We start from the raw sequence: 13,813 nt of genomic DNA, 5'->3' as shown, positions 1-13,813 counted from the left end.
AGCGGCTCGCGGACCTGGTCTCGAAGTTCGAAGTCCGGTGGCCCCCGGGTTGCGGTGGAGCAGTCGTCGCCCGCGGCCTCGCTCACGCGGGCGGACAGCATCTCGCACCGGCCTGTACGGCAAGAGCCCGACCTGCCTCGTACGCTGCATGTCGTCGATGGTGAACAGGAGGCTGAGGTGGCCGAGACGACGGTGGCCGAGGTGATGGCCGAGCTGGCCGAGCTCGAGGACCCCAAGGCACGCGCGGTGAACGAGAAGCACGGTGACGATCACGGGGTGAACCTCAGCAAGCTGCGCGCGCTCGCGAAGCGACTGAAGACGCAGCAGGAACTCGCGTGCCGGCTCTGGGAGACGGATGACACCGCGGCGAGACTGCTGGCGATCCTGATCTGCCGTCCGAAGGCGTTCGGGCGTGACGAGTTGGACGCCATGGTGCGCGAGGCGCGCGCACCCAAGGTGCACGACTGGCTCGTGAACTACGTGGTGAAGAAGATCCCGCACTCCGAGGAGCTGCGCCTGGCCTGGTCCGCCGATCCGGATCCCGCGGTCGCCAGTGCCGGCTGGGCGCTGACCACCGAGCGCTTGGCGAAGAAGCCCGAGGGACTCGACCTCCCGGGACTGCTCGACGTCATCGAGGCAGAGATGAAAGATGCCCCCGATCGCCTGCAGTGGGCGATGAACCACTGCCTGGCTCAGATCGGGATCGAGCACGCCGAGCACCGCGCCCGTGCCATCGCCATCGGTGAGCGCCTGGAAGTGCTCAAGGACTACCCGACGTCCCCGGGCTGCACGTCCCCCTTCGCACCGGTCTGGATCACCGAGATGGTGCGCCGGCAGGACGCCTGAGCCGGAGGGCAGACAACCGAGGCCGCCGGACACGGGCATCAAGCGACCGAAGCGGCCAGGGACCGCCCATCGGTCAGTCGCCGCTGGGCGTTCGGGCGTCGCTCAGGCCGCTGTAGGCCTCGTGGACCGCGGCGCGTCCCGCTTCCAACGCGGTTTCGAGGAGGTCGCCCTCGCGGGCCAGGCGGCCGACCGACGGCGAGTCCGCGGCGGGGCGGATCGAGACGACGGCCGAGTGGTGGGCCAGGCGGGCATCGTCCTCGGCCAGGCGTGTTTCGCGGTCGAGGAACACCTGGCGCAAGGCCACGGGCTCACGGCGCAGGAAAGCCCTGGCGATGATCGGTGCGGAGCGCGACGGCCGCGCGACGTCGGTCGCACGCCGGGATCGCAGCACCATGACATGGGTCGCGCCCTGAGCCAGTGCGGTCCGGTACGGCACGGATTCCGAGACGCCCGCGTCGTAGAACCGGCGCCCGCGCAGCGTCACGGGGTCGCCCGCCAGCAGCGGCAGGGCGGCACTGGCCCGCAGCGCCAGGCGCAATTCCGCGTCGTCGTCGATGAAAGGCCGCAGGTCGGTGGAATCGCCGGTGGCGGCGTCGGTGGCCAGCGGGTGGTACTCGACGTCGTTGGCCAGGATCGACGCGAAGTCCATCGGCGCGCAGTCCTGGTCGCCGTAGCGGTAGAGCACCTCGTAGAAGGCGTGCAGGTCCACGAGCGGCCGCCCCCGCAGCGGGTTGGAGCGCCGGATCAGCGTCCTCGCGTACTTGGGCACCGCCCAGAAACGCAGTGATTCCGGGCTGCTGCTCAGCAGCCACGCCCCGGAGGCGGCTCCGGCAGAGGCACCGTAGACGGCGTCGAAACTGTTGGTCAGCCCGAGTTCGTGCAGTGCCAGGGCCATCCCGCCAGCGATGATTCCCCTCATCCCGCCGCCCTCGATGGCCAGTGCGACCCGGTGCCCGTCGGCACGTGCGCCGGGCCGGCTGCCGACCCTCGCTCGTTCGGTGAGCACGCCCCATACCGGGTGCGGCTGCTCGGGCCCGGGCGTCGCGGCGGAACTGGTGGCGGTCGTCGTCATCTCGGTCAGGGCTCCAGAGGGACTGCTCGGGTGCGGTGTCTGCGCACAGGGTCGGGACGGCACGGCACGAGCGCCGGCCGGATCACCGCTTGGTCGTCAGGGCGGCTGCGCCGACATCGTGGGTGACGGCGGCCTTGGCCGAGCTCAACAGGGCGCGGCGTACTTTCCGGCCGAGGCGGCTCTCGGCGGTCCGATCCGCGGCATCGGCGCTGATGGTCTCCGCGACGGCAAGGCGAGAGAAACCTCGCGTGCCGGGCAACCTGCGCGGCACGCGGCTCTGCAACGGCATGCCCACCACCCGCACCATCGCCCTTCGCCCCTCGATCTCACGAACCCGCACTCACTTTACCAGCGAGTAGCCACTCACTAGCCATCGGCTAGCGAAGAGATTCACGCTGCTCGCTGCGGCTGTCCAGGCAGTGTCGGAGCACGTGCGTGACCCCGAGCCCGTCGCCGGTCGACAATCGGCAATCGGCAATCGGCAATCGGTGCCAGATCTCCCGGATTCGGGTCCGCCCGGCCGCCGGCTTCACGGACGTCGACTCACGCCTCGTCGGATGTCGCTTCGCCGGACTTCGCTTCGCCGGGAACGGCGAGGAGACCTCGGGCGGTCAGGAGAAGGGTGGCCCGTAGATCATCGTCCGAGAGGTCGGACAGTTCGCCGAGCCCCTCCAGCATCCACACGCACATCACATAGGCCATGCGTTCCGCCGGTGTGGGTGAGCTGCCGAACAGAACCCGCAGGATGCGACGCCTGCGCCCGTCGTTCTCGGCGTAGACACTGGCGGCCCGAATCTCAGGATCGTGCAGGAGCATGGTTCCGAGTTCACGGTTGCGCACCAGGAAGTCGACCCAGCCGACCGCGTACGCGTCCAGCCTCTCCCTGCGCGATGTCATGCCCGCCAACTCGTCCAGAAGCACCGTCATTTCCTCGACCACCGGATCGAGCGAGGCCTGGAGGATCTGCGCCTTGGTTCGGAAGTGGTAGTAGACAGCTGCCTTGGTGAGACCCATGTCGTTCGCGATGGCCTGCAACGAGGTCGACTGGTAGCCACGGTCTGCGAAGAGGCGCTGCGCCGTCTCGACGATCTGTTGCCGGGTGGCCGCGGCCTGCGCGGATCGACTGACCGCGGGGGCACCCCACTCTCGATCCCTGAGCACGCTCGCTTGCTCCCGCATAGGTCTTGCCTTCATGGGGCCGTAGCAGCCACCGCCGAACCCCACTTTACCTGCACTGTCCGTCGACTGGCCAACGGCTAGCGGACGGCCGGGAAGAGGGTTCGGCCGCTCCGCCCCCTGCTTCTTCGTACACCCGACTCAGCTTTCGAATCGACCAACGGTCCGGGCGCGGAGGCTCCGCGCCAGGGTGGGGATCATCACCGTCGCAGGGACGAGGTGCAGCCCGAGAAGGGCGATGGTGGTGGCGCTGTCTGCCCCGGACAGGAGGGGCGGGACCAACGAGATCGCGGTCAGCGACACTGCCGTCCACACGAATCGCTCGGCGGGGCGAGCGCTCCAACGATGAAGCGCGACGGCAATGACGATGCCCACGACCGAGAAGAAGCCGGTCACCACGGCGAACCCGGACAACGGGATCGTCTCGCCACCGTCGGGGACCTCGAAGTCGACGCCAAAGGCCTGGGCGAGCGCGGCGGCAAGGGTGGTGGCCACCAACGCTGCGAGCGTGGCGATGAAGCCGGTGCCGGCGAGCCCGCGGAGTGGGTGGGTGCGGCCGCTCTGGCCCGATGTCGGGCCCGCGCCGACCCCGGCGTCGTTCATGCTGTTCACGTCGTTCCTCCGTCATTCGGCAACTGGGGTACGGAGTGTCTTGACTGGCATGTGACGGTCCTCGCCCCGGGGGTGAAGATGCGCACCCTCGCCGTGCGACGGCCGGGGTTCCGCAGGGCGCGGACGCCGGTGCCGCGGAGCCAGAACCCGGCTTCGCGTCCCAGGACCGGCCCGGGCTCGCCGTCGCGCAGCTCCAGCTGCACCCGCCCGCGGGTGACGACGCCGAACGCCTCGCACCACTCCGCCGCGACCACCGCGACACGCGCGCCACCGCGCAGCGCGAGCGTCCACACCGCGACTACTCCGTGCCGTCCGCCGGCAGGCGTTCCGGCAGCCCGAGCCGCGGGAACCGGTCGTCGTGGAACGTGACGATCTCGGTGATCGCCCCGCCGGTGACGCGCAGGACGTCGATCGTCAGCGGCAGGTACACGCCCTCCCGCTTCTGCCAGAGGTAGAAGGCGACGGCGGGCTGCCGATTCACCGAGGTGAGGACGGTGCGCAGGCCCTTCATGCCCTCGAAGCCGCTCTCGATCCAGTCGTTCACCACCGCTTCGCGGCCGACGTACAGGCCCGGCGTGGGAGGCATCGAGCAGCGGGCGTCGTCCCGTAGCAGTGCGGCGAGCCGGTCGATGTCCGTGGCCACGCTGGCGTCGGTGTAGCGGCGCACCAGCTCGCGCGTCCCGGCGTCCTGTTCGCCGCCGGTCCAGTCCTGCCGCTCGGCGGGCAGGTGCTCCCGCATGCCGGCGCGGGCCCGCTGCAGCGCGCTGTTCACGGAGTTGACGGAGTCCCCGAGGAGCTCGGCGACGTCCTTCGCCGGCCAGCCGAGCACGTCCCGCAGGATCAGCACGGCCCGCGGGCGCGGTGCGAGGTGCTGGACGGCGACCAGGTACGCCAGCTCGATCGTCTCCCGCGCGACGGCGACGGTCTCCGGATCGTCCGCGTCACCCGCGGGCAGCTCGTCGAGCAGCCGGTCCGGGTAGGGCTGCAGCCACAGCACCTCGCCGCCGGTCGCGGGCTCCGGGCGGCACTTGGCGAGCAGGTCGAGGCAGGCGTTGGTGGCGATCCGGTACAGCCAGGCCCGGAACGTCGACCGCCCCTCGAAGGTCTCCCGCCGCCGCCAGGCACGGAGGAACGTCTCCTGCACGGTGTCCTCGGCGTCCTCGAACGACCCGAGCATCCGGTAGCAGTGCACGTGCAGCTCCCGCCGGTGCCGCTCCGCCAGCCCCGAGAACGCCGACTCGTCGACCTCGCCCAGCCCGCTCACGCCCAGCTCCTCCAGCCGCGTGTCCGCACTCATCACGTCATCCTTCCGCCTCGTCGTGTCCCGTCGTAGGTGTGACGGGTGCGGGCGCGAAAACTCATCACCAGGATCGGTCGGCATGACTGAGCGTTTCTCATCCTTGGCTGGTCGGGTCTTCGACGTGGTGGAGAACGAGGATGGCCTGCACCCTTACGGTCGTCCCGGAAGGGCTGCGGCGCAGCTTGGCCAGGATTTTCCAGGTCGTGAAGGTGGCGGCGGCGCGTTCGCCGCGGCAGCGGATCCGGGCGTGGGCCTCGTTCGCGGCCTTCTGCCGGCACGACAGCTTCGGCCGGTGGCGGTGTCGCTTGAACGGGATACGCACGGAACCGCCGCCAGGGAGCACGTCAATGTTCGCCCTCGACCCAGCCGGATGCACGGGCGTCACCCCCGATCTCCCCGATCGGCGTGGACAGCGGTTCAGTTCGTCGCAGCCGGTGAAGGGACGCGCGGGATGGCGGAGTTGGGGTCGAAGCCCGCGAACGCCAGCCCGATGACGAAACCTGCCACCTCCTCCAGCTGACGGACGCGATCCAGCGCTCCGAGGGTCGCGGGCGTCCCGCCGACATCGCGGACCAGCTCGCCGACCACGCCCAGTGCGGCCGCATCGTCCCCGCACATCGCCACGGTCACAGGGGATCGGCCGCCGACCGGTGAGCTCGTCCACTGGTCGGCGGGAAAGAGATGAAACGCTTTGACGACATGAGCTCCAGGAGCGAGCTCGGCGATCCGGCTCGCCATCGACTCGCCGTAGCCGGTGAGGAGGGCGCCGACACCGTGCGTCACAGCGTTCGTGGGATCGATCAGCGGCGTCCCCTCGAGCACGCCGTCGGAGGCGCCCGCCAGTTCCAGCATGTCCTCGACGCCGTCCCAGGTCACGGCGAGCAGCACCGCGTCGCGCCCCGTGACCGCCTCGCGCGGCGAGAGGGCGAGCACACCGTGGCCCAGCCGCTCGGCAAGGTTCTCCGCCCCGACCGACGAGCGTCCGCCGATCGCCACCTCGTGCCCCGCACGTGCCCAGCCCTCCCCCAGTGCCGCCGCCAGTGTCCCCGTTCCCAGGATCCCGATACGCATCGCCGCTCCCTTTCCACCAGTTGTCGGTCGAGTGGCTACGGTAGGGAGGGCGTTACGCACCGATCAGTGCGTGACCGGCGCGCGATGATGGTGGTGCGATGACTGAACACGAAGCCCACTGCTACGAGTTGGTCGCCGATTGTCGTCTGCGCGCGGCCACCGATCTCTTCGCCCACACCTGGGATCCCGTCGTACTGGCGGCGCTCCGTGAGGGACCGCGCCGACGCCGCGTCCTGCGCGCCTCGATCGGCGGCATCAGCGACAAGGTCCTGACGGACACCTTGCGTCGCCTGCTCACCGGCGGCCTGATCGGCCGGCACGCCCACGCCGAGGCACCGCCTCGTGTCGAGTACAGCCTTACGAGCCTGGGGCAGAGTCTGGTCGAGGGCCCGATGAGGGAGCTCGGGCGCTGGGCGGTCGAGCACGGCGACGAGCTTCTCGAGGCCCAGGAGAGCGCGGCCCGAACACGATCGGACGGGAAGGCGACCGCGAAGCCGTAGCGGTCCGCCGGCCCGACGCACGGGTGCGTCGGGCCAGGTCTGTGCGTCGGGCCAGGTCTTCCCCCTACTTCACAGCCCCACGGCTGTTCTCCGTTCGCCGCCGTTCACCGGGATCGTCGGCCCGGGCTGCACATGATCACGCGACCACCGTCCACGGTGAAGGCCTGGCCCCGGATGTCGTCCGTCTCGTCACGGGCCAGAAAGGTGACCAGCCCGCCGGGCCGCGATGTTCGCTCCCGATGTCGTGGCGATGAACCACCCCAGCGGGGGCAGGGAGACGGAACCCGTGGCGGGTTCGACGGAGGCGTCACCCGCGGCACAGGTCCATGAAGCGGCCGGAATGTCTGCGGTGGCCGGAGCAAGGCCGAAGTTGAGGGCGACCGCGACGGCGGAGCCGGAATCAGGTGCGGTGAGTGTGTAGCTGAGGACTGTGTTGTCGAGGGTGTGAACCCGGGTCTGGGCGCGTACGAGCCAGGAGTGGCGGCGTCGAATGCCCACCAGGGTCCGGTGAAGCCGCTCGACGGGGAGACCGTCGGAACCGAGGCCCGACGGGGAGGCGGGGAACGCGGGACGGATGGCGTCGTCCCCGCCCGCGCGCTCCTCCTTGACGCCCGGCCACGCACGCTCGTCTCCCGCGTAGACGGACGGCGTCCCCCCGACGGTGAACAGCACGGTCAGCGCGTGCGCCAAGTGGCGGGGCTCGTGCAGCCGACTGGCGACGCGCGTGACGTCGTGGTTGCCGACGAACGTCTGCGGCGCGAAGGTGCCGACCATGGCGTTGTGGCGCTTGAGCGCCCAGGCCAGCTCGTGCGGGTTGCGGTCGTTGAGCGAGCTCCAGATCGCCTTCCACAACTCGTACTGCGTCACGGAGTCCAGTCCGCCTTCGGTGACGTACGCGGCGTAGTCGCCGTGGATCACCTCGCCGCTGAACCACGCCTCGGGGTGGCGGGAACGCACTCGTTCCGTGACGGTGCGCCAGAAGGGCCGGGGAACCGCGTAGGCGGCATCCAGCCGCCAGCCGGCGATGCCACGCTCGAGCCAGTGGTCGAGGACGGCGACGACGTGGTCGGCGACCGCGGGGGACGCGTGGTTCAGGGCGACCAGATGCGAGTGCCCCTCGAAGGTGCGGAAGTCGTCGCCCTCGGGCACGAACCAGTCCGCGTACGGGGAAGCGCTGCCGTGCCGCGTCACGTCGACGAAGGGGGCGAAGGACCGGCCGACATGATTGAAGACACCGTCGAACAGGATGCGAACCCCGCGCGCCGCAGCCCGCTCGACGAGTTCGAGCAGGTCGTCCTCGGTTCCCAGACGGGGATCGACGCGAAAGTGGTCGGTCGTGTCGTAGCCGTGCGTCTCGGCGGCGAAGACCGGCCCCAGGGCGAGACCGTTGCACCCGAGGCCGACGAGATGGTCCAGCCAGTCGACGAGGACCGGCAGGCGGTGCCGCGGAGGTGCGTCGGTGGGCAGGGCGGTCGGCTCCGCGCCGAGGAAACTCAGCGGGTGGACCTGCCACCAGATGGCATGGTCGGACCAGGACACGGCAGCCTCCGTCAGTGGGGTCGGGTCGTGGGGCCGGGCGCGGCGGTCGGGGAGTCCGCGAGGCGGTTCATCAGGCGGGCGGCGAGCAGCAGGACCTGACGCTCCGTCTCGGTGAGGTCGACCAGGGCGACGTCGAGCCACGCGTCGCGCTGTGCCATGTCACGGGCGAGGGCCTCTCGGCCCGCGTCGGTCAGTTGCAGCACGCGCTGCCGCCCGTCCTGAGTGTCGCGCGTCCGGCTGATCAGACCTTCCTGTTCGAGATCGGCGAAGACCCGCGTCAGAGACTGGGGTTGCTGGTGATCGGCGGCGGCCAGCGCGCCGGCCGGCATGGCGCCGTTGCGGTGCAGGTGACCGAGCACGCTGCTCTTGTTGAGGCTGAGCCCGTCCGCGGGGCGCTCGGCACTCAGTCTGCGCGCGAGCCGGATGACGCCGGTCCGGATCTCGGCGGACGCCCGGCTGTCCCGCCCCTCGGGCGCCGTTCGTTCCGCGTCACCGTGCTCTGTTCGCTCTCCCATCACATTGTTAAGGTAGCACTTACGATATGGCTGGAGCCTCGATTCCTCCAATGCCCCATTCCCGGGAATCCCTCGGCGGTGATTCTACGTGCTGCGTACCTTTCTCAGGTCGGCAAGTCGTGCGTTGCACTTCGACCCGCGGGGGACGCACCTGCGCGCGACCGCCGTGGCCATGGCCACCGTGCTGGGTACGTACGGCTGGGCGTTGTTCGTCGAGCACGAGGCGGGGCTGCGCGTGGACAGCCTGGTGCAGGCCGTGGTGATCGCCTCGGCGCTCGGCCGCGTACAACGCCTCTTCGATCGAGCCGACCGACTGCTGGCCTGCACCGTGCTGCCCTGCGCGGCGGCGGGAGGGACAGAGCTGAGCACCTTGATCCAGCGGCACCCCCTCGCGGGTGACACGGTGTTCGTCCTGGGGGTCACGGCGGCGATCTGGGTCCGCCGGTTCGGAGCGCGCGCCACCCGGGCGGGCACGCTCGTCGTTCTCCCGCTCGTCGCGGTACTCGTGGCGCCCTCGGGTACAGGGCCCGTGAGCGGGCACGAGCACTCGCTATGGGCGGCGGTAACGGCGCTGGTGGCGGTCGTCTGGGGAACCGTGCTGACGTGGACGGCACAGCACACCGGTCTCGTGCCGCGGCCACCCTCCACGAGGGTGACCGCGGTGGCCCGCGCGGCGCGCCGCCGGATCCCGGCCGGCACCCGGATGGCGTTGCAGATGGCGGCCGCGTCGACCGCCGCGTTCGTGATCGGACGGTTTCTGTGGCCGGAGCACTGGGCGTGGGTGGTGCTCACGGCATTCCTGGTGTGCAGCGGTGCGCGCAGCCGCGGGGACGTACTGCTCAAGGGGACGTGGCGAACGCTCGGCGCCGCGGGCGGCACGGTGGTGGCCGGCACCGTTTCCGGACTGTTCGGACCCCGGTCGGACACCGCGGTCGTCGTCATCTTCGTCGTACTGGCCGTGGCCACATGGCTGCGTGAACTCGGCTACGCCTACTGGGCGGGCTGCGTCACCGCCGTACTCTCGCTGTTCTACGACTGGCTCGGGCAGAGTCCCGGAGACCTTCTGCACACCCGGCTGGCAGGAATCGCGGTCGGCGCCGTACTCGGCGTGGCGGCTTCCTGGCTGGTCCTGCCCGTCCGCACCGGGGCAGTGATACGAGCACGCACGGCCGCGGCGCTCTCGGGCCTGGGCGAACTGATGGAAGCCGACTGGCGCGACGGCCCGGCTGTCCGCATGGCGCAGGCTCGTTTCACCTACCTCGTCCAGCAGTTGGGAACCGCGACCGCCCCGATGCGCATCCAGGCCGCTCTCCCCAAGACCCGGATACTGTCCCCTCGTTGGCACCCCGACCCGTTCACGCTCCGGTCCCTGACAGCGGTTCGGTGCTGCGGCAACCCTGTCGACGACCTCGTCCTGGCCATCCAGGCGACCCCGGACGCCGTCACCGCCGACCCGGCCGTGACGGTACGGCGTACTCAGATCGCGGCGCATGCGATCGCCCTGCGCCGGGCCATCGGCCGCCGCCCGGCCCCGCTCTCCGCCCCGCGAGCCGAGCCGTCGCAACAGCTCCGGCCGGCCAACGCCGCGGCTCCCCTCAGCCGATGTACCCAGACCGCCACCCTCGCTGCTCTCGCTGCTCTCGCAGCTCTCGACGGAATCGACACCCAACTCGGCGTGCTCAGCGGGTTGTTCGTTCCTGCACCCGCACCCACACCCACGTCCGACACGACCGCGACGGCGGCCAACTGACCGGGGGCCGCGCCCTGATCCTCAACACCCCACGGATTCAAGGAAAATGCCCTCGCAGCCCTCGGCAACACTCGTTCAAGGCTGTCCCCTAGGTCGACGGCTGAGCAACTGTTCCGTTCGGGGCGATGCAGGTCAAGGCAATGGCGAACCCTGGAACAGGCCCGCCAGCAGTGGCAGCAGCGAGCCGAAGCCGTGGCGGGACGGCTGGACGGCTGGACGGCTGGACGGCTGGACGGCTGGACGGCTGGACGGCTGGACGGCTGGACGGCTGGACGGCTGGAGGTGAACTAGGGCCGGTACCGCACGATCACGGCGCGGCTGAAGTTCGCGTCACCGAACGCTCCGAGTTCGGCCGTGCCGACGCCCCATGCCTCATCGGTCCCCGGAACCGGGGCGATCTCGGCCAGCCGGAACGCCTGTTTCCTGTCGACCTCGGTGACCTTCCCGGTGATCCCGGTGACGTAGGGCGGCCGTGCGATGCGGCTCACCTTCCCGTTCTCGCCGCGCACCCTCTTCGCGTCGAGGATCCCCGCCGGTAGTGCATGCGACTTGCTCCACCGCTTGCCGTCCCAGTGCAGAGCGCAGGGACGGTCGCCCGGAGGCGCGTATCTGGTCCCGGTGTACGGGCCGTACTCGATCCCCATGGCCCAGACGTCGTCGGCTCCTCGCGCGACGAGCGTCTGTATGTGCGTCCGGCAGCCGGGAAACCTCGCGTCCGGCGTCTCGACGTCGGGCATCCGCTCCTCGCGCCACTTCCGCCCGTCCCAGCGCGCGGCCGCGAGCCGAAGGCGGCGCGGCTTCGGATGGTCCGGATCCGACTCGTCCGCCTTGTCCGCCTCCGGGTCGGGAATGTTCCCGGCCACCCGGAGGTCCCCGCCGACGGTCTCCGTCGTGATGGCCTGTGCCTCCAGCGGCAGTCGGGTGGCGGTCCAGCCGCGCCCGTCCCAGTGCCAGGCCTTACGTTGCTTGGGCTTCCCGAGCGCCCAGATGTCCGAGGGGCCGAGCACCGCGACGCCGGCCATGTCGCTGTCCTCGGGCAGCGCGACGGGCAGCCAGCGGGTGCCGTCGAACCGGGCGGCGATCGGAGTGGAGTGCGTGCCCGGCCCGTGGTCGACGCGCGCGAACAGCCAGGCGCTGCCCGCGCCGGCGTGCAGAGTCGGCGAACCGAGCGTGCCGCTGCCGAGTGCGTCACGGAGATCGGAGGACAGGTCGTACTGCTGCCACCGTGAGCCCTCGAACCGGAGCATCTGCATCCGCGCGCCTGAGCCGCCGGCTTCGTGCAGCGCCGCGACGGCCCAGGCCTCGCGCTGGGACACGGCGGCGATGTCGAGCACCTGATTGCCGACGGGGTCGGCGTCGGAGACGTACTCGTACGCCCACGCCCGGTGGACGGGTGCCTCACTGGTACGGGAGCCGCTCGGCGCCGGATCGGCCGGGTTCGCCCCCTCCCTGCCGCACCCGGCGAGCAGCGCCGCAACGGCAACGAGGGCGACCTTGCTGGTGACGCGTGGTATCGGCATTCGCGGGATTGTACGACCTGGCCCGGCCTGGCCCTACGTCGTCGCGAGCACCAGGTGCCTCCTGCCTGTTGCCGTTGCCTGTTGCCTCTTGCCTCTTGCCTGTTGCCGTTGCCTGTTGCCTCTTGCCTCTTGCCTCTTGCCTCTTGCCTCTTGCCTCTTGCCTCTTGAAAGCGTGTCGCCGTCTCGGCGGTGGCCGCGATGACGCCGCAGGTCCCGTTCCGCGACCGCCAGTTCCTCCCGCCAGGTGTCCACCTCGGCGGCCTGCTCGACCAACGGCTGTTGGCAGCCATCACGGTGTCCGCCGCGACCGCCAGCCGTCGCGGCGGTGGGAAGGCGGCGTACAGAGTCACGGAGCGCGGGCGCGGAGCTGGCCAACACGTCACTGATACGGCCTTGGTGCGGCTGGTGAGATCACCGCGTCGTCGAACCACCCTGAGCCTTGGGCGCCGGGGCGCCACGTCGCCCCGGCCCTCCGAGTGGCCCGGCCCTTCCCGTCGCGACCCGTCTCAGCGGGCGGTGCTGTCAGCGGCGGCTGGCAGCATGTCCGCATGACTCGCGACGATCTTGACACGCTGTTCGCCTCCCCCGCGGCCCTGTTCGCCGCCGGCCCCGTGGCCCTTCGGGACCTGCCCGCCACGGGCGGTGGAGTGGGCCGCGAAGCCTACGCCCAGGCTGCCACGATCCTCGACGGAGCCGAGGTGCCGCGGGCGGAGTTCGCCTCGTGGCTGCACTTCGGCGCGAAGGTTCTGGGCCACGACGCCTACGCCGACCTGGTCGCCGAAGCCGAGCCGGAGATGCCGTGGCGAACCGTCTGGGCCTGGTGGCGGCCGGTCGGCGCCTACCGGGCCAGGCCGAACTTGAGCGGGGACGCCAACGTCGAGGTCCACGAGGCGCCGGACGGCCGTCTCCTGCTCAAGCTGTGGTCGCAGTGGACGCGGGAGCGCTGGCTCGATCCGGCCACCGGCGAACGGGTCCCCGCCCCGGCCGACGGCGAGTTCACCGAGCGGCCGTACGACGCCCCCATCGAGGGGCACGCCCTCTTCGACCCGGACGACGACCACGGCCTCCACCAGCCCGACGCCTGGGAGGAGCCCGCACCCCTCGGAGTCGATCGCGTCATGTTCTTCGAGCCGCGCGGCGTCGTGGTCCTGGAGCGCAACGGCGCGGCGGCGGGCGGGTCGGCAGGGTCCGAAGCCGTCTCCTGGGGCGCGGGCGGACCGTGGTTCACAGGGCCGACGGCAGCTGAAGCACCGCTGGACGCCGCCCGCTTGGAGGAGGCGTTCGACACGGACGGGATGGTGCTGCTGACGCAGGATCAACTGCCCGCCGCGCTGACGCACGCGCCCACGCGGGACCTGGCCGTCACGGCGGGGCTGCCGACATGGTTCGCCGCGGGAGTCGCCACGTTCACCCTGGCCTGGAACGACGAGAAGGCGCACGGGCTGGAGCCCGACGAGAACGGCCTGCTGCACCTGGGCACCTTCGAGCTGGCGTACGCCGACACCGGCCGGGTACTCGTCCACCCTCAGACTGGCGCGGTGCCGATGGTTCGCAACGACCAGGGCCCGTTCCCCCTCGCCCGGGACACCGAGACCTTCGTACGGCTGCTGGAGGCCGTGTACCGGTTCATGGGCGCCTGCTGGAACCCGTACACGGGCGAGCCGAGCGAGCGGGACTTCCTGACCGAGGTTGCCGCCCTCGAACCGCTTTCGGTGAACGAGGAAGCGCCCGCGCAGGACGTCTGGGGGCACCTGTTCGCATCCATCGTCGAACTCAGCCCGTGGGGCTTCTGACAGCAGACGAGCCGACACCGAACGTCCGGGCGACGATGCCGGCCCGAGCGCAGGGCACAGGGCACAGGGCACAGGGCACAGGGCACAGGGCACAGGGCACAGGGCACAGGGCACAGGGC

The 13,813-nt window shown here is 70.8% G+C and carries 14 protein-coding genes and 1 pseudogene; 4 read left to right on the top strand and 11 right to left on the bottom strand.

The annotated features are described in order from the left end of the window. Positions 1 to 204: 204 nt before the first annotated feature. Positions 205 to 846 (top strand): DNA alkylation repair protein, encoded by a 642-nt coding sequence (locus OG788_RS42585; protein WP_406376991.1) that lies wholly within the window; start codon positions 205 to 207, stop codon positions 844 to 846. 73 nt (positions 847 to 919) lie between these two features. Here OG788_RS42585 and OG788_RS42580 read toward each other — a convergent pair whose 3' ends face one another. From OG788_RS42580 to OG788_RS42545, 8 genes and pseudogenes are all read right to left on the bottom strand, one after another. After that, positions 920 to 1,918 (bottom strand): patatin-like phospholipase family protein, encoded by a 999-nt coding sequence (locus OG788_RS42580; protein ID WP_406376248.1) that lies wholly within the window; start codon positions 1,916 to 1,918, stop codon positions 920 to 922. An 82-nt stretch (positions 1,919 to 2,000) separates the two neighbouring features. Beyond that, on the bottom strand, positions 2,001 to 2,225 hold the full coding sequence (locus OG788_RS42575; RefSeq protein ID WP_406376247.1) for a hypothetical protein: 225 nt from the start codon (positions 2,223 to 2,225) through the stop codon (positions 2,001 to 2,003). Between the two features lie 236 nt (positions 2,226 to 2,461). Further along, positions 2,462 to 3,079, bottom strand: coding sequence for a TetR/AcrR family transcriptional regulator (locus tag OG788_RS42570; protein WP_406376246.1), 618 nt, complete (start codon positions 3,077 to 3,079; stop codon positions 2,462 to 2,464). A 156-nt stretch (positions 3,080 to 3,235) separates the two neighbouring features. Further along, positions 3,236 to 3,697, bottom strand: coding sequence for a DUF6069 family protein (locus OG788_RS42565; protein ID WP_406376990.1), 462 nt, complete (start codon positions 3,695 to 3,697; stop codon positions 3,236 to 3,238). A 5-nt stretch (positions 3,698 to 3,702) separates the two neighbouring features. Continuing rightward, entirely contained in the window at positions 3,703 to 3,999 is a 297-nt protein-coding gene (locus tag OG788_RS42560; RefSeq protein WP_406376245.1) for a hypothetical protein, read from the bottom strand. A 5-nt stretch (positions 4,000 to 4,004) separates the two neighbouring features. Further along, complete coding sequence (locus tag OG788_RS42555; RefSeq protein ID WP_406376243.1) at positions 4,005 to 5,003, bottom strand: RNA polymerase subunit sigma-70; 999 nt, start codon at positions 5,001 to 5,003, stop codon at positions 4,005 to 4,007. Positions 5,004 to 5,100: 97 nt separating this feature from the next. Next, positions 5,101 to 5,334: pseudogene (locus OG788_RS42550) on the bottom strand (IS5/IS1182 family transposase); the annotation flags it as partial. Positions 5,335 to 5,423: 89 nt separating this feature from the next. After that, positions 5,424 to 6,077 carry an NADPH-dependent F420 reductase gene (locus OG788_RS42545; RefSeq protein WP_406376242.1) on the bottom strand — a complete coding sequence of 218 codons (654 nt, stop codon included), beginning with the start codon at positions 6,075 to 6,077 and terminating at the stop codon, positions 5,424 to 5,426. Between the two features lie 98 nt (positions 6,078 to 6,175). Between OG788_RS42545 and OG788_RS42540 the strand changes: the two genes are divergently transcribed. Then, complete coding sequence (locus OG788_RS42540; RefSeq protein ID WP_406376241.1) at positions 6,176 to 6,577, top strand: winged helix-turn-helix transcriptional regulator; 402 nt, start codon at positions 6,176 to 6,178, stop codon at positions 6,575 to 6,577. A 189-nt stretch (positions 6,578 to 6,766) separates the two neighbouring features. Here OG788_RS42540 and OG788_RS42535 read toward each other — a convergent pair whose 3' ends face one another. Further along, positions 6,767 to 8,116, bottom strand: a complete 1,350-nt coding sequence (locus tag OG788_RS42535) for an alpha-amylase family glycosyl hydrolase (RefSeq protein ID WP_406376240.1) — start codon at positions 8,114 to 8,116, stop codon at positions 6,767 to 6,769. An 11-nt stretch (positions 8,117 to 8,127) separates the two neighbouring features. Then, the gene (locus OG788_RS42530) at positions 8,128 to 8,631 is read right to left on the bottom strand and encodes a MarR family winged helix-turn-helix transcriptional regulator (RefSeq protein ID WP_406376239.1); all 504 of its coding nucleotides are present in this window, start codon (positions 8,629 to 8,631) and stop codon (positions 8,128 to 8,130) included. Positions 8,632 to 8,803: 172 nt separating this feature from the next. Here OG788_RS42530 and OG788_RS42525 point away from each other — a divergent pair, with 172 nt between their 5' ends. Beyond that, positions 8,804 to 10,381, top strand: a complete 1,578-nt coding sequence (locus OG788_RS42525) for an FUSC family protein (RefSeq protein ID WP_406376238.1) — start codon at positions 8,804 to 8,806, stop codon at positions 10,379 to 10,381. Between the two features lie 287 nt (positions 10,382 to 10,668). Here OG788_RS42525 and OG788_RS42520 read toward each other — a convergent pair whose 3' ends face one another. After that, positions 10,669 to 11,901, bottom strand: coding sequence for a hypothetical protein (locus OG788_RS42520; RefSeq protein ID WP_406376237.1), 1,233 nt, complete (start codon positions 11,899 to 11,901; stop codon positions 10,669 to 10,671). A gap of 548 nt (positions 11,902 to 12,449) precedes the next feature. Here OG788_RS42520 and OG788_RS42515 point away from each other — a divergent pair. Continuing rightward, complete coding sequence (locus tag OG788_RS42515; RefSeq protein ID WP_406376236.1) at positions 12,450 to 13,694, top strand: SUKH-4 family immunity protein; 1,245 nt, start codon at positions 12,450 to 12,452, stop codon at positions 13,692 to 13,694. Positions 13,695 to 13,813 lie beyond the last annotated feature (119 nt).

The sequence above is a fragment of the Streptomyces sp. NBC_00647 genome (genome assembly GCF_045207245.1).
In the GTDB taxonomy this organism is placed as follows: domain Bacteria; phylum Actinomycetota; class Actinomycetes; order Streptomycetales; family Streptomycetaceae; genus Streptomyces.
This window is presented reverse-complemented; position numbering and strand designations above follow the sequence as displayed.

Coding starts and splice junctions, on each gene's coding strand:
- OG788_RS42585 (WP_406376991.1), top strand. CDS start 205: ATGGCCGAGCTGGCCGAGCTCGAGGACCCCAAGGCACGCGCGGTGAAC.
- OG788_RS42580 (WP_406376248.1), bottom strand. CDS start 1,918: ATGACGACGACCGCCACCAGTTCCGCCGCGACGCCCGGGCCCGAGCAG.
- OG788_RS42575 (WP_406376247.1), bottom strand. CDS start 2,225: ATGGTGCGGGTGGTGGGCATGCCGTTGCAGAGCCGCGTGCCGCGCAGG.
- OG788_RS42565 (WP_406376990.1), bottom strand. CDS start 3,697: ATGAACGACGCCGGGGTCGGCGCGGGCCCGACATCGGGCCAGAGCGGC.
- OG788_RS42555 (WP_406376243.1), bottom strand. CDS start 5,003: ATGAGTGCGGACACGCGGCTGGAGGAGCTGGGCGTGAGCGGGCTGGGC.
- OG788_RS42545 (WP_406376242.1), bottom strand. CDS start 6,077: ATGCGTATCGGGATCCTGGGAACGGGGACACTGGCGGCGGCACTGGGG.
- OG788_RS42540 (WP_406376241.1), top strand. CDS start 6,176: ATGACTGAACACGAAGCCCACTGCTACGAGTTGGTCGCCGATTGTCGT.
- OG788_RS42530 (WP_406376239.1), bottom strand. CDS start 8,631: ATGGGAGAGCGAACAGAGCACGGTGACGCGGAACGAACGGCGCCCGAG.
- OG788_RS42525 (WP_406376238.1), top strand. CDS start 8,804: ATGGCCACCGTGCTGGGTACGTACGGCTGGGCGTTGTTCGTCGAGCAC.
- OG788_RS42520 (WP_406376237.1), bottom strand. CDS start 11,901: ATGCCGATACCACGCGTCACCAGCAAGGTCGCCCTCGTTGCCGTTGCG.
- OG788_RS42515 (WP_406376236.1), top strand. CDS start 12,450: ATGACTCGCGACGATCTTGACACGCTGTTCGCCTCCCCCGCGGCCCTG.